Annotated in this window: 23 protein-coding genes and 1 tRNA gene; 20 read left to right on the top strand and 4 right to left on the bottom strand. The window is 49.7% G+C overall.

Annotated elements, in window-relative coordinates:
* A partial coding sequence (locus RTV33_RS12095; RefSeq protein WP_312644575.1) for a response regulator occupies window positions 1-385 on the bottom strand: 385 nt, incomplete at its 3' end.
* Window positions 386-518: 133 nt separating this feature from the next.
* The gene (gene spoIVB / locus RTV33_RS12090) at window positions 519-1,751 is read right to left on the bottom strand and encodes a SpoIVB peptidase (RefSeq protein WP_312644574.1); all 1,233 of its coding nucleotides are present in this window, start codon (window positions 1,749-1,751) and stop codon (window positions 519-521) included.
* 193 nt (window positions 1,752-1,944) lie between these two features.
* Here spoIVB and RTV33_RS12085 point away from each other — a divergent pair, with 193 nt between their 5' ends.
* The 3 genes from RTV33_RS12085 (at window position 1,945) to RTV33_RS12075 (ending at window position 4,418) form a co-directional block, all read left to right on the top strand.
* Window positions 1,945-2,295, top strand: coding sequence for a hypothetical protein (locus RTV33_RS12085; RefSeq protein ID WP_312644573.1), 351 nt, complete (start codon window positions 1,945-1,947; stop codon window positions 2,293-2,295).
* 149 nt (window positions 2,296-2,444) lie between these two features.
* A complete protein-coding gene (locus tag RTV33_RS12080; RefSeq protein WP_312644571.1) occupies window positions 2,445-3,749 on the top strand; it encodes a PocR ligand-binding domain-containing protein in 1,305 nt (434 codons plus the stop codon).
* 33 nt (window positions 3,750-3,782) lie between these two features.
* Window positions 3,783-4,418, top strand: coding sequence for a corrinoid protein (locus RTV33_RS12075; RefSeq protein ID WP_312644569.1), 636 nt, complete (start codon window positions 3,783-3,785; stop codon window positions 4,416-4,418).
* An 87-nt stretch (window positions 4,419-4,505) separates the two neighbouring features.
* On the opposite strand, the gene RTV33_RS12070 is transcribed toward RTV33_RS12075, so the two are convergent.
* On the bottom strand, window positions 4,506-7,199 hold the full coding sequence (locus tag RTV33_RS12070; protein WP_312644568.1) for a cation-translocating P-type ATPase: 2,694 nt from the start codon (window positions 7,197-7,199) through the stop codon (window positions 4,506-4,508).
* 153 nt (window positions 7,200-7,352) lie between these two features.
* Here RTV33_RS12070 and RTV33_RS12065 point away from each other — a divergent pair, with 153 nt between their 5' ends.
* From RTV33_RS12065 to RTV33_RS12035, 7 genes are all read left to right on the top strand, one after another.
* The gene (locus RTV33_RS12065) at window positions 7,353-8,522 is read left to right on the top strand and encodes an exonuclease SbcCD subunit D (protein WP_312644566.1); all 1,170 of its coding nucleotides are present in this window, start codon (window positions 7,353-7,355) and stop codon (window positions 8,520-8,522) included.
* Window positions 8,509-11,487, top strand: a complete 2,979-nt coding sequence (locus tag RTV33_RS12060) for an SMC family ATPase (protein ID WP_312644564.1) — start codon at window positions 8,509-8,511, stop codon at window positions 11,485-11,487. Before RTV33_RS12065 ends, RTV33_RS12060 begins: the two co-directional genes overlap by 14 nt.
* A 101-nt stretch (window positions 11,488-11,588) precedes the next feature.
* Window positions 11,589-11,674 (top strand) — tRNA-Leu (locus tag RTV33_RS12055).
* 455 nt (window positions 11,675-12,129) lie between these two features.
* The gene (locus RTV33_RS12050) at window positions 12,130-12,792 is read left to right on the top strand and encodes a hypothetical protein (protein ID WP_312644562.1); all 663 of its coding nucleotides are present in this window, start codon (window positions 12,130-12,132) and stop codon (window positions 12,790-12,792) included.
* A 74-nt stretch (window positions 12,793-12,866) separates the two neighbouring features.
* On the top strand, window positions 12,867-13,112 hold the full coding sequence (locus tag RTV33_RS12045) for a hypothetical protein (protein WP_312644560.1): 246 nt from the start codon (window positions 12,867-12,869) through the stop codon (window positions 13,110-13,112).
* The gene (locus RTV33_RS12040) at window positions 13,084-14,262 is read left to right on the top strand and encodes an antirestriction protein ArdA (protein WP_312644558.1); all 1,179 of its coding nucleotides are present in this window, start codon (window positions 13,084-13,086) and stop codon (window positions 14,260-14,262) included. Before RTV33_RS12045 ends, RTV33_RS12040 begins: the two co-directional genes overlap by 29 nt.
* Before the next feature lies 1 nt (window position 14,263).
* Window positions 14,264-14,524 (top strand): DUF4314 domain-containing protein, encoded by a 261-nt coding sequence (locus tag RTV33_RS12035; RefSeq protein ID WP_396327445.1) that lies wholly within the window; start codon window positions 14,264-14,266, stop codon window positions 14,522-14,524.
* 36 nt (window positions 14,525-14,560) lie between these two features.
* Here RTV33_RS12035 and RTV33_RS12030 read toward each other — a convergent pair whose 3' ends face one another.
* The gene (locus RTV33_RS12030) at window positions 14,561-14,875 is read right to left on the bottom strand and encodes a helix-turn-helix transcriptional regulator (protein WP_312644556.1); all 315 of its coding nucleotides are present in this window, start codon (window positions 14,873-14,875) and stop codon (window positions 14,561-14,563) included.
* 137 nt (window positions 14,876-15,012) lie between these two features.
* Between RTV33_RS12030 and RTV33_RS12025 the strand changes: the two genes are divergently transcribed.
* The 10 genes from RTV33_RS12025 to RTV33_RS11980 all read left to right on the top strand — a co-directional run.
* Window positions 15,013-15,525 carry an SLOG family protein gene (locus RTV33_RS12025; RefSeq protein WP_312644554.1) on the top strand — a complete coding sequence of 171 codons (513 nt, stop codon included), beginning with the start codon at window positions 15,013-15,015 and terminating at the stop codon, window positions 15,523-15,525.
* Between the two features lie 59 nt (window positions 15,526-15,584).
* Window positions 15,585-16,766 carry an antirestriction protein ArdA gene (locus RTV33_RS12020; RefSeq protein WP_312644553.1) on the top strand — a complete coding sequence of 394 codons (1,182 nt, stop codon included), beginning with the start codon at window positions 15,585-15,587 and terminating at the stop codon, window positions 16,764-16,766.
* A 78-nt stretch (window positions 16,767-16,844) separates the two neighbouring features.
* Window positions 16,845-17,111, top strand: a complete 267-nt coding sequence (locus tag RTV33_RS12015; protein WP_312644551.1) for a hypothetical protein — start codon at window positions 16,845-16,847, stop codon at window positions 17,109-17,111.
* Window positions 17,112-17,292: 181 nt separating this feature from the next.
* Window positions 17,293-18,141, top strand: a complete 849-nt coding sequence (locus tag RTV33_RS12010) for a DNA adenine methylase (RefSeq protein ID WP_312644549.1) — start codon at window positions 17,293-17,295, stop codon at window positions 18,139-18,141.
* A 25-nt stretch (window positions 18,142-18,166) separates the two neighbouring features.
* Window positions 18,167-18,772: a hypothetical protein gene (locus RTV33_RS12005; protein ID WP_312644547.1), complete on the top strand. Its 606-nt coding sequence runs from the start codon at window positions 18,167-18,169 to the stop codon at window positions 18,770-18,772.
* Window positions 18,762-19,514, top strand: coding sequence for a DUF3849 domain-containing protein (locus RTV33_RS12000; protein ID WP_312644601.1), 753 nt, complete (start codon window positions 18,762-18,764; stop codon window positions 19,512-19,514). The genes RTV33_RS12005 and RTV33_RS12000 overlap by 11 nt, the downstream gene beginning before the upstream one ends.
* A gap of 12 nt (window positions 19,515-19,526) precedes the next feature.
* Window positions 19,527-20,081, top strand: a complete 555-nt coding sequence (locus RTV33_RS11995; protein WP_312644546.1) for a YodL domain-containing protein — start codon at window positions 19,527-19,529, stop codon at window positions 20,079-20,081.
* 52 nt (window positions 20,082-20,133) lie between these two features.
* Complete coding sequence (locus RTV33_RS11990) at window positions 20,134-20,385, top strand: DUF6133 family protein (RefSeq protein ID WP_312644544.1); 252 nt, start codon at window positions 20,134-20,136, stop codon at window positions 20,383-20,385.
* A gap of 33 nt (window positions 20,386-20,418) precedes the next feature.
* Window positions 20,419-20,781, top strand: a complete 363-nt coding sequence (locus RTV33_RS11985; protein WP_312644542.1) for a SpoVG family protein — start codon at window positions 20,419-20,421, stop codon at window positions 20,779-20,781.
* A 12-nt stretch (window positions 20,782-20,793) separates the two neighbouring features.
* Window positions 20,794-24,246, top strand: a 3,453-nt coding sequence (locus RTV33_RS11980; RefSeq protein ID WP_312644540.1) for an S-layer homology domain-containing protein, incomplete at its 3' end; no start/stop codon positions are given.

The raw sequence follows: 24,246 nt of genomic DNA, 5'->3' as shown, positions 1-24,246 counted from the left end.
TCACCATTTTACGTATGCCGGTAAGCTGAACGATTCGTTCCACTAAAACCTCAACGTCAAAAGGCTTTAGGAAGTAGTAAGACGCTCCGGTATCCATGACTTCTTTTTGCAGGGTAGGGTTGTCAAAGGTTGACATGACCATAAAAAGAGGTTTTGCATTGCCCGCGTTCTTAACCTGCTTCATAACCGAAATTGCGTCAAAGTACGGCATAAAAATGTCGCACAATACAACATCGGGCTTGAGCTCGGAAATTTTTTCGAGCAAAACCGCACCATCTTTTTCCTGAATGGTGGTCTCAAAGCCATAAGTCTTCAAGAGATTGGAACACGGTAGTGAAAAATCTTTATTATCGTCTGCGATAATAATTTTTAACCTGCTATCCATGATAATTCCTCCAAGTTGTCTGAAATATTTCCGTCTGCTACATATTACCATAAATTACCATAATTGGCAATACCCTTTTTTCGTCTTTTTATCACAATCCTATAAAAAATTTTGTGTAAGAATTTGCAGATTATTAAGATGCCATCCTAATCGCATTTTCAACGTTATCGATGGAATAATACATATTCTCTGCAAATATACCGAATCCGCGTGTCGGATCGTTAACAAATACATGGGTAACAGCACCTACGAGCTTGCCGTCCTGCAGGATAGGGCTGCCGCTCATACCCTGTATAATACCGCCGGTTTTTGCAAGAAGCTTGGGATCAGTGATGCGAATTACCATGTTTTTGGTTGGATTGTTGTCACCGAAATTAACCTTCTCAATTATAATGTCGTATTCTTGCGGAGTACTGCCGTTAAGCGTTGTCAAAATAGTGGCGGCACTTGCTTTAACCTCCTGTCGAAAAGCGATAGGCATGAGTACCGGCGGAGTAATTTTAGCGTTGAGTGTACCATAAATGCCTGTTTCGTTATTTAGGTAAAGGTTGCCAAGCTTGCCGTTCTCATAAAAATTGCCTTGCAGCTCGCCAGGTGCTCCGCTTGTTCCTTTCACACATCCGGTGATATCCACCTGCACTGCTTCACCGCTCATCAGGGGCAAAATCTCACCGGTGTCAACATCACACACGGCGTGCCCTAAACCGCCGAATACGCCCGATATGGGGTCGTAGAAGGTCATTGTACCAATGCCTGCTGAGGAATCACGAACCCACATCCCAGCCTTGTATCCATCGCTGACATTGCTTTTGCAGGGGACAAGCGTAAGTGTCATTGGGGTGTTCTTGCGTTTTAGGCTGACTTTAAGGGGTTTTCCGCCGCTTTTTTCAACAATTTCTCCAACCTGCTCATTCGAATATACTTCTTTGCCATCGATACGCGTCATAACATCACCAATTCGGATACCGGCTTCTTTTGCGGGATTTATACTACCGGCTTCGGTATCGAGATCGCTTAACCCAACCACCATGACGCCTTCGGTAAACATTTTAATGCCAAACGGTGAGCCGCATGCCGCAACCATCTGCTTATCCACTACCTGCACCGTCACCTGTTTGAGCGGAATAGCACCGAACAGTTTGAGCTGTGCCTGATAGGTATTGCCAGACTGTGTAAACACCTGCCGCAAGTTGCCATTATTTTCAACGCTTGCGGTTACATTTAATTGAGAACGAATGGAAAATTGCTCGCCTTCCGCTATCATATATCGATCGGGAAGCAAACTGCTGATATAGAATAAAACACAAAGCAGCGCTGCAACGCAAATTGCAAACGTGCCCACCGTTACTTTTAAAAATTTTCTCATAAAGCATCCTCACATCTTCAAAAAAATAATCATTCGACAACAACTATTTTGGACGGACGGATGATTTTTATGAAAGGTAAAATGTATTCAAATTGGTTATCAATTTTGTAATATGTAAATCTTCCTTTGACAGTTATGATTTACCGATGATAGAATAAGTTAAATATTAAAAAAATTGCAAGGTTGTGACAGGATGAAGATGGCTATTGTGGGATCGCGCAAATGTGGCAATTTTACGGTTAGCACTATTCTGCCCTATATTCCGGTAAATATTACCGAACTTGTAAGCGGTGGCGCACATGGAGTGGATTATTTTGCAAACGCAGCAGCAGAAATACTTAATATTAAAATGATTTGTTTTTTGCCTGAATACAGCAAATTCGGCAAAGCCGCACCGTTAATACGCAATCGACAGATTTGTGATTATGCCGATTGTGTGCTTGCATTCTGGGATATGAAGTCAAAAGGTACACGCAGTGTGATCAGCTACTGTTTAAAACAGCGGATTCCTGTACGCGTAATACCCATGATTTCTCAGATATAATATTCCTATCTATATAGTAGACAATTTATTAAACGAATTATTCTATAAAATTATCTAATATGCCATAATAATTTACCAAAAAAGCAATTATTTTATAAGAACAGCATGTTGCACTGTGTTACACTATAGAAAAGGAAGGTATAAAAATAATGCCGCATATTTTAGAAGAAACGATCAGCCATTTTAATCTTACGCTTGCAACAGAATGCGCCGACGCGTTTTCTGCGTCAACCGGCATTGGCTGCACCGTCTCTGACTTTAGCGGAAATATACTGCACACCACCGGTTACAGCTGCAATTCTTGCGAAATTTGTTCCATCGTGAAGGAATGCAACAAGGTGGGCCTTACCTGCCGCGATGCCCATCTTTATGGAATGATGCAGGCGGAGCGCTTTGGAGGAAAATACATATATTATTGTCCAATGGGGCTGACTTACTTTGTATCACCAATTATGAGTGAGAATGAAGGAGTTGCATTGGTAACCGCTGGTCCACTTTTGATGGTAGATGCCGATGACTATATTAACTTTGATTTAAGCGGGTTTAGCCTTTCGGAGGCAAAATTGGCTAAAGTAACGGAGGTTATAAAAGACATCCCTTACGTCAGCCCCGAGCGTGTCTCACGCATGTCTACCATGCTGTTTATGTCAGTCGGCTTTTTGAATAATGTCGCTGCTTGCAACCAAATGCTGCAAACACAGGATTCGGATGCGATTCAAGGCCAAGTCGGAGACTTTATTTATCAGTTGAAACTGCAAAACAAACAGGAGGCTCCTCCCTATCCGCTGGAAAAAGAGCATGAACTGCTACAGTCGTTCGTCGATTCGGACAAACCGAATTCTCAGCGCCTGCTCAATGAACTGCTCGGGCATATCTTCTTTTCGTCGGGCGGGGATTTTCCAATTATTAAATCGCGGGTGTACGAACTGATTGTTCTGCTTTCTCGCGCTGCAATTGATGGCGGTGCTGAAACAGCGCTGGTTTTAAAGATGAACCACCGTTATATGGGCGAGATCGCAAAAATTGCATCGGTTGATGAGCTGTGCTACTGGCTTTCTGCCGTGATGAACAAATTTACCGATTTGGTGTTTAAGTTTACAGATGTGAAGCATGTAGATGTTATCCGCAAGGCGGCGCAATATATACGCAAAAACTATGCAAGCAAAATTACACTGGAAGAGGTTGCCTCGTTTGTTTACCTTTCTCCCTCGTATTTTAGCAAGGTGTTTAAGGAAGAAATGAACTGCAACTTTAACACTTATCTGAACAAAGTGCGCATTGAAAAAAGCAAGAAATTGCTTTTATTGGACAGTATCAAGCTGGTGGATATTTCAGGCATTGTAGGCTTTGAAGATCAAAGCTATTTTTCAAAGGTATTCAAAAAAATGACGGGCGTTACTCCCGGAAAGTATCGTGAATCACGCGGGCTTATAAAGCCTGCTAGAAACAAATAAATTTTTCATTATATCAATAAGGAGACGATACAAATGAGCATTTTAGCTGAAATCTCTGAGAACCTTCAAAAAGGCAAAGCGAAAATTGTAAAACAACTGGTTGAGGATGCAATTGCCCAGGGTATTTCCGCAAAGGAGATTCTGGAAGAAGGCTTGCTTGCCGGTATGGGTATCATCGGCGCAAAGTTCAAAAACAACGAGGTTTATGTACCTGAGGTTCTGATTGCCGCACGTGCCATGAACGCGGGCGCAGCTTTACTCAAGCCTTTGCTGAGCGAAGCCGGTGTTGAAGCAAGCGGCAAGGTTTGCATTGGTACCGTAAAAGGTGATTTGCATGATATTGGTAAAAATCTTGTTAAAATGATGATGGAAGGCAAAGGCCTTGAGGTGGTTGACCTTGGCACCGATGTTCCGCCCGAGAAATACGTTGAGGCTGCTGTAAATGAGGGCTGCACTGTTATTTGCTGCTCTGCCCTTCTCACCACAACCATGGGAGTTATGAAGGATGTCGTTGCCGCTGTTGAGGCTGCAGGCATTCGTGAAAAGGTTAAAATTATGATTGGCGGCGCACCGGTTACCGATGCTTTCTGCCAGCAAATTGGTGCTGACCGCTATACCCCTGATGCTTCGACTGCTGCTGAGGTTGCAATCGAACTGTGCCACGCATAATTTTTAAGGTCAGTAATTGGCCTGTTTATCCCTCGCAAAAAAGGAAGAGTGTCTCGTTTAAACGAGGCACTCTTCCTTTTTAAGTTTTTAATTTTTCGTATTGTTGGGGTCAATCATACGCGGCTTGCGCTTGGTAAGAATAAGGATGGAGGAAAGAACCGGAGCAAACATCACGTAGACAAGCATCGTCATAAGGTGATGCCAACCGAGCGGAACGGTTTGGAATACGGTATTGAGAAACGGCACATAGATTGCCGCCCACAGCACCCCTGCCGATACCAGCACCGCTAAAATAAGCTTAATATTATTTAGAGGATTGATGCGGAATAAACCATGCTCTTCACTTTTGCATTCAAATACATGAATCAGCTGTGTGATGACGAGCGTTGCAAATGCCCCGGTACGCGCGGTGCTCAGGTCACCAAACTCGCGCATAAAGTTGCTGAACACCGCAATGGTGGTGAGCCCGATGAGACAGCCGCGAAAGATGATGGTGGAAAGCAAGCCGCCGGAAAAAATGCTTTCGTTTTTGCCACGCGGGCGCACCTCCATCACATCGTGGTCGGCAGGCTCGAGCCCCAGTGCGATGGCGGGCAAGCCGTCGGTAGCAAGGTTTATGAGTAGTATTTGAATGGGAAGCAGGATTACTGGCATGCCCATAAGCATACCCACGAACATTGTAATCACTTCACCGATATTGCATGAGAGGAGATAACGGATAAATTTACGGATATTTCGGTAAATTACCCTGCCCTCTTCAATGGCGGCAACAAGGGTGGCGAAGTTATCGTCAAGCAATATCACCGAGGACGCCTCTTTGGTGACGTCGGTACCGCCCTCGCCCATCGATACGCCAATATCCGCCTCTTTAACGGCCGGTGCGTCGTTAACACCGTCGCCCGTCATTGCCACAATATTCCCTTGTTTTTTGAGGGCACGTACAATTTTCAGCTTATGCTCGGGGCTGACACGCGCAAACACGGCGGCTTTGCCCACAACGCTTTCAAATTCGATATCGCCCATGCGGTCAATCTCTTTGCCGGTGAGCACCAAATCACCTTTGCGCAATATGTTTAGTTCGGTAGCTATGGCAGAAGCGGTAAGCTTATGGTCGCCCGTGATCATAACCGTTTTAATGCCGGCCCTGTGGCACTTGCGCACCGCTTCAAATGCTTCTTTGCGCGGTGGGTCAATCATTCCCGCAAGCCCTACAAATGTGAGGTTTTCTTCGGTAGAAGGGTTCTCACCTTCCCTCAGTTCACGGTAAGCAAAGGCGAGCACGCGCAGTGCCTTTTTCGCCATCTGTTCATTGGCCGATTCGATTGTTCTCCGGGTGGCAAGGGTGAGGTGCTCCTGATCTCTACCCCTCTGATATTGGCTGCACTTTTCCAAAATGATATCGGGTGCGCCTTTTGTGAGTAAATATCTTACACCGCTGCGCGCCTGCACCACAACCGACATGCACTTGCGGATAGAATCAAACGGAAGCTCATCGATACGGGTGTAGCTGACTGCGGCTGTTTTTTCGGTGACATGAGCTTTTGCCGCCATAATCATGAGTGCAACCTCGGTGGGTTCACCGCTCACCTGCCATGAGGACCTGTTTTTATGGCGGCCAAACAGCTCATCTGGTTCATTTTCAAGGTGTGCGTTGTTGCACATCACCGCAATGTCAAGCAGCAGGCGCACATCCGGCTGAGCAGCGACACCGACGCTGCTGCCTTGGTAAAGCAGCTCTCCGCTCTTCTCAGTGCCACTACCTGTCACCGTCAGCTGGCGCTCTGTGGTAAAAATCTCTTTTACCGTCATGCGGTTTTCGGTGAGGGTACCGGTTTTATCGGAGCAAATAACGCCTGCACACCCCATTGTTTCAACGGAATGCAGCTTGCGGATAAGTGCATTGCGTTTGAGCATGCGCGATACGGCAAGGGCAAGGGCGATGGTAACGACAGCGGGCAGCCCTTCGGGAATGGCCGCCACAGACAGTGAAATGCCGGTGAGTATCATATCAAAAATAGGTTCACCGCGCACAATGCCGGTTACGGTAACAATGCCGCATATCGCAAGGCAACCGATAGCAAGGTATTTGCTCATTCCATCCAGTTTTTCTTGCAGCGGGGTTCTTTCTTCCTCAATATCGGTAAGAAGCCCTGCAATTTTACCCATCTCAGTACGCATACCGGTATCAAGCACAATTGCTTTGCAGCGCCCCTTTACAATGTTTGTCCCCATAAACACCATGCAGTTATGCTCGCGTGAAGGGTGCTCAAAGTTTTCATCCTCCAGCTTTTCCACCGGCAGCGATTCACCGCTGAGCATCGCCTCATCGGCCTGCAGTGCACTCGCTTCCAGCACCTGTGCATCGGCGGGGACGCGGTCGCCTGCCTCAAGCAAAATCAAGTCGCCCGGTACAAGCTCAATCGCTTCCAGCTCGGTTTTTTTACCGTCGCGTATCACCTTGGCGTGGGGCGCAGCAAGGTTTTTGAGTGCGTCCAGCGTTTTTTCGGTGCGGAATTCCTGCACAAAGCCGAGAATTGCGTTGACCAGTACAATGAGTACAATGGTGAGCGCTTCAACCGCTTCACCCATAAACACCGAAAGTGCTGTGGCAATCAGCAGGATAATGACCATTAAATCTTTAAACTGCCCCAAAAACATTTTTAACGCACTATGCTTTTTACCTGCCTCCAGTACATTTTCACCATATTCAAACAGGCGTTTGTTAGCCTGCTGCGTGGTGAGGCCCGCATATCCGCCGTCTCTTGCTTCACGTCTTGCCATCTTCCAGTCCTCCCTGTTATTGTCAAAGTCATGTGCTAGTCCAACTATATTCAGCAAGAGGCAAAAATATACAACCAACCTTTGACTATTGTGCGGGCACGGTTTAAAATAGAGTTATCTATTTCAGCAATATTCGACGGAGGGTATCTTATTATGAGGATTGTACATACTTCGGACTGGCATCTCGGTAAAATTGTGAATGAGTTTTCGATGCTGGACGATCAAAGATTTATACTCAATCAGATGATTGATTTTTTGGTACAGCAGAAAGCCGAGCTGCTGCTGGTAGCGGGCGACCTATACGACCGCTCAATACCGCCTGCGGATGCGGTAACCCTGCTGGACGACGTATTCTACCGTATCACGGTAGAAGCTAAAATCCCGGTCATTGCGGTGAGCGGCAACCACGACAGCCCCCAGCGCCTGAACTTTGCGAGCAGGCTTTATGAGCGCTCAGGGCTGTACCTGGAGGGTATCTACAATAAGAATATTCGCAAAGTGACGTTGAAAGATGGGTTTGGCAACATTCATTTTTACTGCCTGCCCTATCTTGAGCCTGCAATTGTACGCGCGGATTTTCCCGATGAAAAGATACACAGTTACGACGATGCATTTCGCGTGGTAATGAGCCACAACCTGCCGGAGATAGACCTCACCGAGCGAAATGTACTAATCACCCACGGCTTTTTCTCTTACCTGAAAGACCCTGCTGCGGTGGAGCGCAGCGACTCGGAGATCAGCATTGGAGGCAGCGATTTGATTGATGCTTCTTACGTCGATATGTTCGACTATGTGGCGCTTGGGCATCTTCATCGCCCACAGATGGCAGGGCGCGATTTCATCCGTTACAGCGGCTCGCCGCTGAAATACTCTGTACAGGAAAGCGGGGCGCCAAAATCACTCACCACTTTGGAGCTGCGTGAAAAGGGCGAAATGAGCATAAAAAGGTTTGACCTTACCCCGCAGCGTGACATGCGCGTGATACAGGGCAGCTTTGAGCGGCTGAGCGACGCTGCCAGACCTTTGGGAAACTGTAAGGACTATGTATACGCACTACTAACGGACGACAGCCTAATACCGGGCGCGATGGATAAGCTGCGCGCAGTATACCCGAACATCATGGGTATGGAGCTCATCGGGCGCAAACGTGAGTTTGATGCTGCTGTTGGTGCAGCCGCTTCGGTAAAAAACAAATCACCCCAGCAGTTGTTTGAGGAGTTTTACAGCGCAGTAAAGACAGAAGATATGACCGAATCGCGCCGTACAATGACAGACAAGCTGTTGAGTAAGTTGCAGGGAGGAATGGACGATGAAGCCAATTAAGCTGACAATGACCGCATTCGGCCCGTTTTCCGGCAGTGAAACAATTGATTTTACCACATTTACCGAAAACGGAATTTTTTTGATAACCGGCCCTACAGGTGCAGGTAAAACCACTATTTTTGATGCAATCTGTTTTGCGCTTTACGGCAGAGCAAGCGGTGATAACCGCCAGAACGAGAATTTCAAGAGTGACTTTGCACCCGAAACCACGCTTTGCAGCATCTATTTCGAGTTTGAACTGCGCGGTAAGCTGTTTCGTATTTTTCGTCAGCCACAGCAGCAAAAAATGACCAGCAAAGGTACTTACACCATGGTACCCAGCAAGGTGGAGCTCACTTTGCCAAGCGGCGATGTTATAACCGGCGCTGTGGATGTAAACGTGCGTGTGACTGAAATTCTTGGTATCAACCTCAGCCAGTTTAAGCAGATTGTAATGCTTGCACAGGGGGAATTCCAGCGCTTGCTCGAAGCATCCTCCGATGAAAAGCAGGAGATTTTTCGCCGTATTTTCTCCACCCAGTTGTTTGACCGTTTCACCCAGGAGCTGGGTGAAAAAACACGCACACTGGACACTTCCATCCGCAAGCAAACCGATGCCATTGCGGTGCACGCCGGTGCCATGGATTGCGGCGGGGATGCTGAGCTGTTTGCAATGACACAAGCAGAATCGATTGATGTGGAGGTACTGCTCACAGCGGCAGAAGCCTTTGTAAAAAGCGACCAGGAAAAGCTTGCAAACCTTGAACTTAAGCTGGCTGACCTGAACTCACTCAGAGATAAGCTGAATTTAGAGCAGATTGTGGCAACCAACCGTAAGTTTGCGGCACTGGAGGATCTTCGTAAAAAAATGGCGGTTTTACTTGGGCGCAAAGGCTATATTGCCGACCAAAAAACCAAGCTGGAGCTGATCCGTGGCGCACAGCAGGTGAGCAAGTCGGACGATGTTATTGCGCAGCTGAGTGCACAAATCTCCGAATACCAAAGAGAAGTGCAAGAATGCCAAAATCGGCTACCGGTGCTTGCCAACACAATGCGGCAGTCGCAGTCAGCACTGCACGAGGCGAAATTGCGCGAGGACGTAAAGCAAACCTTGATTGAGCACCGTGCAGGGCTGGAAACGGCAAAAAGTGTATTTGATAAGATTGACCGCTGCAATACTGAGCTTACAGAACTGCGTAAAATTCGAGAGCGCCTAAGGAAAAACGAGATGGTATTGCAAAAGCTGAAAGAACGCTCCGGCGTGCTCACACTGTGCAGGGATGCTCAGAAAAAGCTTGCAAATATGGAACAACTCTCGTTGCTTTGTGAAAAAACAGTGGAACATGCCAAAGAGTTTGCGGCGGTGAAAGAGGAATACATCATTCGCTACGACCGATTTTTAAGTGCTCAAGCGGGTATTTTGGCACGCACTTTGGAGGATCACACCCCCTGCCCTGTTTGCGGTTCGTTCGATCATCCGGCACCAGCCAAGCTTACGGAAGACGTACCTACACAGGCCGATTTAGACGAAACCCGCGCCCAGTTGGATGCATTATCAGCGCAGCTGAATTCGCTTGAGGCAGACCTTAAAACCTGCTACCGCCAAATTAACTATATGGATGACGTGTTTGATTTTGACGAGGGAGAAATTTTAAGGCACCCTGCAAAGATAACTGCGGCAAAAGAAGCCTGTAGCAGTCAGGTTGCTGCTCTAGAGCAGCAAATCCATGAAATGGAGCAGGAGATTGCCGAGCTGACCGGGTTTGCAAGCATTGACAACAAATACAACGATGAAATTGCGGTGCTTGAAGAGGTTGCAAAGATAACCAATCTTCTGCTCAAAACCAATTCAGACCTCGACAATAAAAAACGGCAAATTGAAGAGCTGCGTGAGCAGCTCACCGTCGGCATTGAGAGCGCAGAGCAATTAAAGGCAGAAATTGCGGTTACCAACGCCCAAATCATACAGATTGATGAGCAGCTCACCGCTACCACACAACGGTTTATGGATGCGAAATCGGAATATGACAAATTGTGTAAAACAGTAGAAATTTCACGCAGCAAGATGTTTGGGCTGAACAATCAGCTAAGCCTTGCACAGAACCAGTTCCAAGCCGATTTAAACATTTTCCGCTTTCCCTCACGCGAAATGTATGAGGAACACCGCGCGCTCATAGATAAGGCTTCAGAGCTCGAAGAGATCATCAACAGCTATAATATCGCCTGTACGGCTGCCACCACTGAGCTAAACTCTTTAGAGACCGAACTTGAGGGCAAAGAACCAGTAGATGCAGATCTGCTGAGTGCACAGCATAAAGAGCTTACCACACGGATTTCAGAGCTGAACCAGCAAAAGGTTATGCTTGCCGCACGGGTAAAAATCAACACACAGGCAGTTGGTTCCATTCGCGAGCGCTACAATGGTATGTCGAAGCTTTATACGCAATATAAAGACGTCAGCGAGCTGTACCGCCTTGCAAGCGGCAACAACGCACAGCGAATTTCGTTCGAAAGCTACGTGCTTGCATCTTACTTTGATGATATTATTGCGCTTGCAAACATTCGTCTTGGTAAAATGACCTGTTCCCGCTACGAGCTGCGCCGCAAAGCGGATCGAGAAAAGTTTGGGCGGGCATCGGGGCTAAGCCTTGAGATTATTGACAACTACAGCGGCAAGGCACGGCATATTACTACTCTTTCGGGCGGCGAAAGCTTTAAAACTTCACTCGCTTTAGCACTCAGCCTGGCAGACATTGTACAAATGTACGCAGGTGGCGTGGTGATTGATACCATGTTTATTGATGAAGGCTTTGGCACGCTGGACGATGAATCGCTGAATGCGGCAGTGCAAACGCTGATGTCGTTGGGTGAAGACGGACGCGTCGTGGGTATCATCTCTCACGTCAGCGAGCTGAAAGAGCGCATACCTACGCGCATTAACGTAACTCCAACCAAGACCGGGAGCACGTGTAATATTATAATGTAGTTTTTTGTTGTATAAAAAAGAAAGAATATGAAAAAAGTGCTTGACTTTTAGTCGTGTTGTTGATATAATAATATTCGTTCCACAGAAAGTGTAACGAATATGCGAGGGTGGCGGAATGGCAGACGCACTAGCTTGAGGTGCTAGCGGTTTCACGACTGTGTGGGTTCAAGTCCCATCCTTCGCACCAAAAATGAAAGGCAAAAAAGATTTATGGCTCACAAAGCCAGTATCCATGCGCCTTTCGAGGGCTTTCACTTTAAAAAGTGGAAGCCCTTTTTTCATAGATTTATTTAGGTAAAAGCTTCACACTGATGAGGCTTGAACCTGCAAGCAAAAGCGTGTGAGGCAGCGCCCTTTTTTCGGGAGCTGAAATCACACGCCAAACAATACGAACAGAAAACAAAAAGTAGCGCCATTTTGAATCAGCAGAAATGCTGGCTCAAAAGTGGCGCTCTTTTTTATATACATCCCCGCAAACCCTTGCGGCATCTATGGTGCCCTTTTTTGTAGGGCATCCAACTTCAAAAAGGGCACTGCCCAAAATATGAATCCGAAAGCACCCAAGGGCGCTGATTTTAAGGCTGAATTAAGCCAAAAAAGTCAGCGCCCTTTTTTGTTTTTGGAAAAGAAAGAAGGAATGACATGAGCAACAAGTTTTTCACCGAGCTATCCCGCACGCTGGCAGAACAGGGCATCCAGACCGCTGAGGTAGAGCGTGGGCGATTACCCATCCTGCTGGACGGTCAACCGGCAATCTGTGTGGAACCCAGTGGAATGCTTTACATTAGCTCCGGCTATGTAGAAAGCAGAGACTGCTCCGAGCTCTACCACAAAGTGGTGCCCTTTTCCGAGATGATGTACGAATACACCTCACTGATGGAAAGTGCGCCACTGCTCCAGTCGGACAGCGGAAACGAATCCTACCGCCTGTTGGCTGACTTCAACGGTGTGGTTTTGGCTGGAAAAGAAAAAGGGCGCTATGGATATCAGTTCGCCACATGGCGGCACGATGCCAGCGGCACAGGCTTTGAGCAAGGTAATTATTTCATGAACGGTTACGCCGCAGCCAAAGAGGACTTTGCCTGCCGTGCAGGGCTGGTGGAAAAAGGGCGCCAGTTCACGGATGAGCAGCTCACCGAGTTGTACCGCTGTGCACAAGATACGCTGGATCACGAATACGAGCTGTCGGATGCGCGGATATCACTGCTCGAAAGAACGCAAAACCAGATAGAAGCTGCCGTCCCAGATTTGCGGGAGCGAATTGTGGCGACGGATTCACAGACGTTCGGTATGCAGATGGAATAATGACACCAGCGCGGTCGAGCTAAGGCAGTAAGCCTTTCCTCGGCCGATTTTCTATTTTCAGAAAGGGGAAATTTATGTTAGTAAGATATAAACGAAATAAGCGATATGCCTGCTACGACACAGAGAGCCTCGTGCCTCGTGGCAGACCGGAAATCCCGCCCCGCCCACATGGGCCCTTTGCAAGCTGCGGTGCGTGTCCCTACGCTTCCCACGGCTTTGTGTGCTACGGCAAAGAGGGTGAATGTTTGAGAACCGACATGAACCGATTAGATCGAAGAAGGGAGAATCGCTATGCTGAAATTGACGCTCCGCAGAAATGACGCCCCCAGCTACCGAACAGCCACCATTGAGTTCCCCGCCATTGAGGGGGATTTTCAAAAGATGCTGGATGGGATTGGCGTTGGCATCACCACAGAAAAAAACTGCGTCGTAGACCACATCACTGGCGATGATGGCGCCCTCCAGCAGCTCACCGGCCAGTGTGTCAACGCCGATGAGGTGCAGTACCTCGCCAAACGGCTGGATAGCTTCGACAAGAAAGAGACGCAGACCTTCCACGCGGCGGCGTTTACCGAGCAGCTCACCGAGGTGAAAGACCTCATCAACCTCACCTTCAATCTGCACTGCCACTGTCTGGTGTCGGATTTCTCCGACGCCGCAGCCATTGGGCAAAACTATGAATTCAGCCGCCTCATGACGATGTCGATGGTGGAAATGGAGCGAACGAATTTTGAGGAAATCGGGCGCAGACTGATTGGAGAGAAAAAGGGCGCCATTACTCCGTATGGCGTGCTGTATGCCACCGGCAATCAGCCAGAGCTGGTCTACAACGGCAGGCAATTCCCTGAATACAGCTACCGGGGAGACGATGTGGCGGTGATCACACTGGAGGTGGACGATCCCAAAAGCGGTGTGCAGTATGAGTATCTGTATCTTCCCTGTTGGGAAGTGGAAATCCAAAAGGCGTGCTGCCGCCTCGGTGTTGAATCGGCGCACTCCTGCGCCGCCAGCTTGGAATGCACAGTAATGGACGAGAATGTCTATGGCATTTTTACCGAGGATTACCCCTTGTCCGAGCATTTGGACGCCTTAAATAACCTTGCTCGTGCCTATCGCGGCTTTGATTCGCAAGCCTGCGCCGCCTTTCATGCCATTGTGGATATGGTATCCCTCAAAACACCGGAGGACGTGGCGGTGCTGGCGGACAATTTCTATGAGTTTACCGCCATACCGGGTGTCCATAGCCCCACCGCCTATGGCAAATACATGATTATTGACTCCGGGCGCTATGAATTCGACGAAAATCTGGAGGAATACATTGACTTCAAGCGATATGGTGAGCAGCGCATTCGGGCAGAAGGCGGCAGCTTTACCGATTATGGCTACATTGCCTATCGGGGCAACACCCCCGCAATGATGGAACTGCTTGACAAGGAGCAAACGCAAGGCATGATGATGGGAGGAATGTAAGATGATGAATCAGAACCAAGTGGCACGGATCAAGGCGCAATATCCGCCCGGCACCCGCATCCGTCTTGACCATATGGATGACCCCTATGCACCCATCCCATCGGGCACCGAGGGTGTGGTGCAGGCGGTGGACGACATTGGCACACTCCACTGCAAATTTGAAAATGGGCAGAGTTTAGGTGTCATTGTGGGTGAGGATATTTTTTCCGTGCTCTCGCCCGAAGAACAGCAAAATATGGGCATGACAATGACCATGGGATAAGAAAAACGGCAAGATGAAAAATCATCCTGCCGTTTGTTATTTATCAAGACCCTTAATCATGTCATACACAAATGTGCGTTTGTCCTGTGGCTGTTTGCGAAGAATCGCAAGTATTTCTGCCTCCTGCTCGTTAAGCTCCGAAGCCCGCAGCGTGGACTTGATATCAGTTCTGCTAAGAATGTAGTCTACCGAGCTGTCCAAGACATCAGCCAGTTTCACCAACATTTCCGCAGGTGGTACAGCTTTGCCGATTTCATAGCCACTAATGGTTTCTTGGGATACATTCAGCTCCATGGCAAGGCGAAGCTGGGTCAATCCCTTGGCTTCCCTTAGTTGTTTTAGTCGTTCCACAAATAATCCTCCTTTCAAGTATGGATATTGTCAATATAAATTATATCCCTATTGCTTGACTGTAACAGTCATGTTATTTATACTGTGTATGGATTGTGTCCATACACACAACAAATATACTGACTGGAGGATGCAAAGTGGACGAGAAGATCAACAGGGAAAAAACAGTATGCTTTACAGGACATCGGAGCGAAAAGCTCCCCAAGGGTGATGCATTAGAAAGGCTGCGGCTAAGGCTGGCAGATGAAATCGACAAAGCAATCGCAGATGGGTATGACACCTTTTTGTTCGGCGGCGCTTACGGCTTCGACCTTATGGCGGCAGAGGAAGTCATTAAAAAGAAATCACTGATTAACCTGCAAAACCCTCAGCTGATTCGGCTGTGGGCAATCATACCTTTTGAGGAACAAGCTGTACGGCTTTCGGTAGCAGACCATGAGCGGTATTATGAAATCATGCCCATGTGTGACGAGGTCATCACGCTAAACACACGCTACAGCAGCCAGTGCTACGCCCAGCGAAATCAGTACATGGTTGACCGCAGCAACAGAGTCATCTGCTGCTGGAACGGACAATCGGTCAGCGGAACGGCGCAAACCGTCCGCATGGCACAAAAGCAAAGCCTTGAAATCATCAACCTATACGAATAAACCAAAAGGCATTGCCGCCATGAAACGCGGTAATGCCTTTCCTCGTGAAAGGAGTAAAAATGTTAGAAGTCTATCTCTTAAAACAGGGCGCACCCAAGGCGGTGCGGTTATCCCTCCCCGCTGCCGACTTTGCGTTGCTGGATGCACTGGACAAAGCTGGGATTACCAATGAGCGTGATATCTACAGCGTGGAGGTCGCAAATAGCAAGCTGGACTATCTGCCGCAGTTTATCCCCGACACTGCAAATTTGTATGAGCTGAACATCCTCGCAGGACAGCTTGCCACCATGAGCCAGTGGGAGCTGGACTGCTTTGAGGGCATGGTGATGATGGACTCTGTTAAAACCGAGTATGCCCCCATTGGGGTAGAGCGGCTCATCAACATGACCCACAGCACCGGCGATTGCCAGATTGCAAATGGTGTGTTTGACGATGAGCAGCTCGGCAGATTTTATGTGGAAAATGATTTTCCTGTCATTCCCGATAATCTGCCTGACACCGCATACGATTTGCTCAACTATGAGGAAATCGGCAAGCAGGCACGGTCAGCTGAGGGCGGTGTGTTTACCGAAAAGGGCTATGTTGTCCATAGCGGCGAGATGAGCCGTCAGTACAGCAGTGAAAATTTGACGTTTCCTCAAAAACCGGACTATGTATTTTTACTGGAGATTGCCACACTGCCCCAGGGCGATGAACCAAACGACAAGCATTGTGTAGTCCTCACGCTACCCTATGATGACGAAACATTGAAATCGGCACTGCATCAGATTGGGGCAGATGGCATTGAGGGCTGCTGTTTTTATAAATCTGAAAGCACGATTCCCCAGCTTTCAGATGCGTTCGGATTTTTGGAGGATATTGACCAGCTAAATGAGCTTTCCAACATCATCAAAGGATTTTCCAAAGAACAAACCTGTACCTATAAGGCAATGCTGGATGCTGCGCCAGAGGATATTACCATTCCCGAGGCGTTGGAGCTGTCTACGCAGATTCAAAGCTTTTCCGTTATCCGAGAAGCCGCCACACCCGACGAGTATGCAAAGCATCAGCTTTCAAAATACTGCATTGAGCTTCAAGAAGAATTATTCGCTTGCGCCAATCTGGAGCGGTACGGACAAAAGCTGATTGAGGAAAAAGGAATTGCCATGACCGACTACGGCGTGCTGTGGTCACTGGATGGACAGACGGTAGAGCAATGCCTAAACCGAGATAGCCCTGCCATGCGTATGGAAATGAAATAGTCAAATCCTTGTTGCACTTTGGTATAGCTTTCCTGCAAAAAGTGTGGCATTGTGTTGTGCTTGAAGGAGGTGAAGAACATGGAAGCATTGGAACAGCTCATTGACGAGCGCAGTGAAAAAGCGATGGCGGAGCTTCGGGAAAATCCAGAGTTTATGGCGCTTCTCGTAGAGCAACAGGAACTGCTGGAAGCGTTGCTCGCTAAAATTTCCGATAAGCAGACCCAAAAAGCTGTTATGGCGTATGATGAGCAAAAGAATGCCGTTAGCGGCATTCAGCTAAAAGCAGTTTACAAGGCTGGGGCGCTTGACGCAGTCAAGCTTCTCAAAACATTGGGCGTGATTTAGCACCGACTTGAAAAAGTTGGTGCTTTTTTATGTGCCCATCAGCAACAGGCCGTTTTCCAAAAGGAATGCGGCTGTTGCTCTTCCTTTCGGGAGCGGCCGAAAGGAGGTGTCCCACATTGGAAAAAAGAAAACAGGAACATCACCGACTTCCGCCGGGAGGTGATGACGTATAAACAGCTTTATGTCTTGGATTGGCGGGAAGAAATCCCTGCGGGATTTGATTGTCAATTTGTTCCCCCTCTACTATGAGCGATACATTGAGGTATTTGGCGGTGGTGGCTGGATACTGTTTCACAAGCCCCCCGGCAACGATTTTGAGGTATACAACGACTTCAACAGTCTGCTCACTAATCTCTACCGCTGTGTGCGGGAAAAGCCCACCGAGCTGATGGATGCGCTGAAATACTGCCTCAACTCCCGTGAGGATTTTGACTTTGTCAAAAACGCCCTTGCCCGTGACAGCCCCGCCAGCGATGTGCAAAAGGCGGCGTGGTTTTACCAGCTCATCCGCTACAGCTACGCATCGGGGCTGACCAGCTTCGGCAGTCAGCCCCACGACATCCGCTCCAACTTTCCCATCATTGAGCAGGCTCACAGGCGGCTTGCCAAGGTGGTCATTGAGAATAAGGACTTTGAAAAGCTGATTGGGCAGTACGACCGCCCTGTCAGCTTTTTCTACTGTGACCCGCCGTACTACGAAACAGAATCCTATTACAAAAATGTGGGCGAGGACGGCTTTACGGAAAAAGATCATATCCGCCTGCGGGATGCGTTGATGAAAGCCCAAGGCAAATTTTTGCTGTCCTATAACGACTGCGAGTTTATCCGCAATCTTTACGATGCACCGGGCATTCAAATTGATGCCTACACCCGCATCAGCAATATCAAGCAGCGGTATGACAATGGGGCACAGTTTCCCGAAATCCTCATTGCCAACTACGATATGCAGGAGCGCAGCCGCAATGCCCCGGCACAGATGAATCTATTTGATGCAGGACTACCCGGTCTGATGCCGGGTGAAGAAGAATAAACAAATATTTTGGAGGTAACCGACTATGAGGAAAAATCAGAACAAAAAAATGCAGGAAAAGGACATCATCCGCACGTTGCTCATGGACAGCGCTCTTGGGGAGGCCGAAAAGCTAGATGTTGTCGTAAATGATAGCGCTTGTGTGATTTACAAAGGTGAAATGACAGTGCTTGAGCTGACTTCGCTCATCGACACCCTTAGCAATATGGCGTCCGATCTCACCGTGGTGCTGGCACAGGCCTGCGGCTTTTGTGATAACTGCGGAGAAGAACACGACCCCGCTGATTGCAAGGACAAGCAGTGCAGCGAAGCGTGTGCTTTTCTGAGCAGCTGCCAGGACAGCCCCGCCGATTGTGTGATGCACTGTACGTTCTGCCAAGATTTGCTCAATGGCAGCGGTGAAGTCCATGTACCCGATTATATCTTGGAGGAAGCCGGAATTCCCCAGGGTGCCAAGCTGGAAGCCTACACCGATGAGGACAGCGGCGAAATCGTGGTAGTCGAATCTGATGTTCAGCAGGACATTACCGATGTACCGCCTGCTATTGTGGCAATCCTCGCAAAAGCCGGTGTCTGCCTTGCCAAACTGGATGAGCTAATTATGTTGGAGGAAATTGTCTATGGAAAATAAGGAGTTTCCCAGCGTTTATCCCTATTCCCGTGAGGAAGCGGGGCGGCTGAAGGAACTGCCTCAGTGGAGGGACAGCCATAAGCTGAATGTTGCCTGTAAGGATGCCATTGAGCAGGCCATCCGCCGTGACTTTGACGGAATGCACCTCGAATCCGACTGCGCCGCCTCGGTCATTGCCGAGTATGGCTACCACAGGACGACCTATGTCCTAGCCAACTCCCTCCAGCAAAAAGAATACGATGGCAGGTTTTCCCGCGGCAACCACGATTGGGCAAAGAGAACCTACATCCCGCCCGATAAGGAGAACGCCTACCGCTACCGATTTGCAGTGGACAGTCATCCCGCTGTGTTGGATGGCTTCGTCAACCAGTACCGCAGAGCGTACCAGAGCCTTGGATTGTTCGACCACACCCAATGCCTGACCGATGCTGACAAGCAGGATTTTGAGGGCAAGGTCATCGTCATGTCGCCCGATCTTCTCAAGGAAACCTGTCTGACCCCGCAGAGTCAGCTCTGGCTCTGCACTGGTGGCTTTGGCTCCCACCCAAACTCCAGGGGGCGGGCGGTGTTCGCCACCAATCTGAAGGACGGCGAAACGGCGCGGCTCAATCGTAATGACTTCATCGGCGTGCTGGCGGACAGCTATCTGCCCGATTGGGCGGCAGAAAGGCTGGCGGAGCTGAAAGCCGCAGGACAGGAGCAGAGCGAATCCCCCGGTATGGGAGGGATGGAAATGCAGTAAGGAGGTGGCGATATGCCCGGCATCACCCTAAAAAACGGCCTCATTTCCTACTATGGCAACCCAGCGGGCTACACAGAAAAAGAAAAGGCCATTGTGGATTGCATCTTTCAAAATGACGAGCTGACCGGCTGGCTGGCAGAGAAAAAGCTTACCCCCGCATGGATGGACGGCGTACTGGAACGTCTGCTTGCTGGGGAGCAGATGAGCGGCAGCGCACAAGCTGCGCCGCTAAAGAATATCCGCATTTGGCAGCTTAAGCCCGAAAACGATGTGCATATGAAATTTATCAGCTACGAGGAAATGGTCAAGGAATTTGGTGCGCCCGACCCCCAGAATTACCGTATCGCCTACGATGGGCAGCTTGGCACCAATGACCTTGAAAGCATTTATGCCCGTTGCAACGTGAACCATCCGCCCGGCTACAACGGACACTCCCTGTCCATGTCCGACGTGGTGGAGCTGTACGACGGCGAGGGCAGCGAATTTCACTATGTAGACCACTTCGGTTTTCAGAACATCAGCTTTGAAAGCCAAGAACCAGCGCAAACCATGCGCATGGAGCTGTAGACAGCCGTGGCTGTCTTTTTTTGTTCAAATCTAAATTTTAGGAGGAACTACCATGACACAGTTTATCAAAAAGGTTAAAAATCGCATCTCCCCCCTGCGCACCAAAGTGAACACCGCCTGTCTGCGCGGCAGGCGCATCCTGTCCGATACCCGCGGCGAGGGCTATATTGACACCGCTGTAAAAATCTTAATTTGCGTGGTTTTGGGTGCTTTGCTTCTAGCGGGGCTCTACACCCTGTTTGGAGAAACGGTGCTGCCCACCCTGACCCAGCGCATTAAGGAAATGTTCAACTACGCCGGTTAAGAACGGCGAAAAGCTTCAGAAGGAGGAAAAATTATGTCTAAGAACACAACCCCAGCGCCGCCGAAATACGATGTGAAAATCCATTCCTTTCGTCCGGAGGGTAGCTGTAAGGCGACCGCATCGGTCAATGTCTACGGAGATTTTGCCGTGCGCGGCATAAAGGTGATGGAGGGCTCTCGTGGGCTATTTGTCTCCATGCCCAGCTACAAGGCCGGAAACGGCGAATACAAGGACATCTGCTTTCCCTGCACCAAGGAGGCCAAGGCGGAGTTTGACCAAGCAGTTGTCGGCGCATATCAGCAGGCACTCACCCAAAGCCAGAACGCCACGCAGGAGCAGGAAGCCCCCGTCCCCCAGCAGGAGCAAGCGTCCCAGCCCGTTATGGCGGGAATGTAGGAGGATGTGCCGATGAATAAAACGATTAAGCGCCCTCTCAGCATTCTCCTGTGCGTCTGTATGGTCATCTCCTTGTTTGCGGGAAGTGCCTACGCCGCAGGCAAATATTTTGAAGATGCCAAGGGGCATTGGGCGGAGGATGCCATCAAAATTCTTTCAGACAAGGGTGTTCTCTGCGGCTATCCCGATGGTCTGTCGCACCCCGATGAACTCATCACCCGCGCAGAATTTGCCGTCTTGGTGGCGCGAACATTGGAGCTGCCGGAGCCTGACGAGCAAGAGGTCACCATCCGCTTCACCGACCTTGCGGGACATTGGTCAGAACAGGATGTGGAGGCACTCATCATCGCAGGAATTATCCAAAAGGACGATTTCGGCAGCAAGTTTCTACCGGATGAACCCATCACCCGCATGGAGATGATCCGTATGCTGGTGCGCGCCATTGGCAAGGGTGAACATGACAGTGCCTGTCCCTGTGACATCGGATTTTTAGACGAAAGCCAGCTCACAGAGGGACAAAAAGCCTACATCTGCACCGGCAAGCATTACCACATCGTCAGCGGCTACCCGGATGGTATGGTCCGCCCCGATGGCGACGCCACCCGCGGCGAAGCCTTTGAGATGCTGCTGGACACGGAAAAAGCCAAGAAGCAGATCAAAAAGGAAGAACCGCAAAAGCCACCTGTGGTAAAGCCCGAGGATAAGCCCTCGGGTGGAGGTAGCGGTGGGGGCGGTTCTTCTTACGTTCCGGCGCCGCAGCTTTCCTTTACGCTCCCCAAAACCGCCTATACCTCCGAGGAAATCGAAATCAAGCCCACAAGCCGCTACGTCAGCGAGGTTGTATGGACAGCGCTAAAGAACGGACTTCCGGTGGAGCTAACCGAGGTGATCAAGGGGGAATTAACCGCAAGCGGTGGCAAGGTAAGCTTTACGCAGATTGGCAGCATTACCCTCATTGCCACAGCAAAAAACAGCCGCGGCGTGACGGTGACACAGGAACAGACGGTCAGCATTTATCCCGTGGTGAAAGCTGCATTCACGCTGCCCGACACCGCTCACACCGATACCGCCGTTGCCGTGGAGCTGAAAACCGAGAACCTTGGCAGTAATACCGTTACTTGGGCTTTGAAGCATGACGGCAAGGAAATCGCTATTGCGGATGCCTTGGATGGTACGCTCTCCGCAGAGGGCGGCACGTTGGTGTTCAAAGAAAAAGGCAGCTATACGCTTACCGCCTCCATTGCGGATGAGCTTGGCAAAATCATCACCGCAGAGGACAATATCACGGTTTACCCTGTGGCAGAGGTCAAGCTGACACTGCCTACGGTTTCTCATACCGATAAGACCGTCCCCATCAAGACAGAAACAAAAAATGCCGATGGGCTGGAGGTTTCATACGCTCTCACCAAAAACGGCGAGCCTGTGGAAATTGGTACGGCCATTGAAGGTGACTTTGCAGGCGGTACCGTCCCCTTTAAAGAAAAAGGCGTGTATGTGCTGACCGCATCTGTCACCGATGCCACCGGCAGAGTGTTTGCAGACACTGCAAGCATCACGGTCTACCCAGTAGGCTCTGCCGGTTTCTATCTGCCCGAAATCTTCCACACAGACAAAACCGCTATGGTGGAAGCGGTGTTTGGAGAGATTGGCAGCCACACCGCAAACTGGTCACTGAAGCGTGACGGCAAAGAGATTGCGCTCTCCGAAGCAGCCAAAGGCACGCTTACCAATACTGGTGGTGAGCTGCAATTCACTCAAAAAGGCAACTATGTACTTGCCGCAGAGTTCACCGATGATGGCGGCAGAAGCTATCGCTATGAGCAAAGCTTCCGCGTTTATCCCGTGCCGACTGTGTCCTACAGCCTGCCAAAGTTTGCCCACACAGACAGTGACATCACCGTAACGCCCAAAACCTCATATTTAGAGGGACTCACCATCCAGTGGCTGGTGGACAACACCTACGGTTTTCAGGACTGGCCCACCTATGTGGACGGCAAGCTCACCAATAACGGAGGCACTATCCGCTTTAAACGAGCCGGAACTTATGAGCTGGCGGCGAGAGTCACCGATGAAACCGGCAGAGTTTTTTTATACGAGAGCAAGGAAAAATGCGAGGTGCTTCCGGTGTTGACCATCGACTTTGCCCTGCCACCCCTTGCCTACACTGACACTACCATTGATCTGCGTACCCACGGTAACAACAATGTTTTGCCTGTGGAGTGGTCTGTGACCAAAGACGGTAAGAGCATTTCGCTTTCCGAAGCGTTCAGCGGCACTCTCAATGCCCATGGCGGCAAACTCACCTTTAAGACCCACGGAGAATATGTCCTCACCGCCACCATGACCGATTACCTGAGCCGCAGCTATTCCCACAGTGAGCGTGTGGACATTCTGCCGGTGGTGCAGTACGCATTTGCCATGCCGCAGACAGTTCACTATGGCACAGAGTTTGCCATTACCGCAAAGAATGTGCAGCACCTCGACGGCTGTACCGTTGCGTGGACACTGGAAAAAGAGGGCACGGCGGCGCAGTATCAAGGCACGCTGGGCAATGACGGCGGTAATATTTCCATTCGTGATACCGGAGCCTTTACCCTGAAAGCCTCCGTCACCGACCGTGCTGGGAGAAGTGCCACCCATGAGGAATCCATCACCGTCACCAACACCGCACCTAACCAGCCAACGCTGACCGCTGTTCCCACTCGAACTGTCAAGGATGGTAAGTTTTTAGTGAATATCACTGCTGCCGCCACCGATCCCGATGGGGACACGGTGACCTTGGAATACGAGGGCACCACCACCGACAGCTACTATGCATCCGGTGCGCACACCATTCGCGTCCGCGCCAAGGACATTGCTGGGGCATATTCTCCGTGGACAGAAAAGAGCTTCACCATTACAAGCGCCGCACCAACGGTGACACTATCCGCTGTGCCCACCAGAACGGCGCAAAATGGAAAACTCCTCATCAACATCACTGCCTCGGTAAGCGATGGGGATGGAGATGCCACCACGCTGGAATGGGAGAATAAATCTGCAGATAACTACTACGCCGTAGGCACCCACACCGTCCGTGTCCGTGCCAAGGATAGCACGGGGCTGTATTCGGCATGGGCTTCTAAGACCTTTACCATTGCAAACTCCGCGCCTACAACGCCCGTCATCAACAGAACACCCAGCGGCAACAGCGTTGCACCCGGCACCAATGTCACCATCACTGCCTCCAGCACCGACCCTGATGGCGACGCCATTCGCTATGTGTGGGAGGGCAGAAACGCCGAAACCCAAAGCTATCCGTTGGGCAGAAATCTGGTGCGCGTCAAGGCGGTGGATTCCACAGGTGCGGAGTCTCCGTGGGCAGCTATCGTGTTCTTTGTTGCCGACTCCAACGGCAGCGGCGGCATGACACTGACCGGCCCCGATTCCGTCATTTTGGAAAACGGCATTGCTGGAGCAACCATCACC

The organism is Hydrogenoanaerobacterium sp. (assembly GCF_032017025.1).
Taxonomy (GTDB): Bacteria; Bacillota; Clostridia; order Oscillospirales; family Ruminococcaceae; genus Hydrogenoanaerobacterium.
Note: the sequence above shows the minus strand (reverse complement) of the source record. Positions and strands in the feature narration are given on the sequence as shown.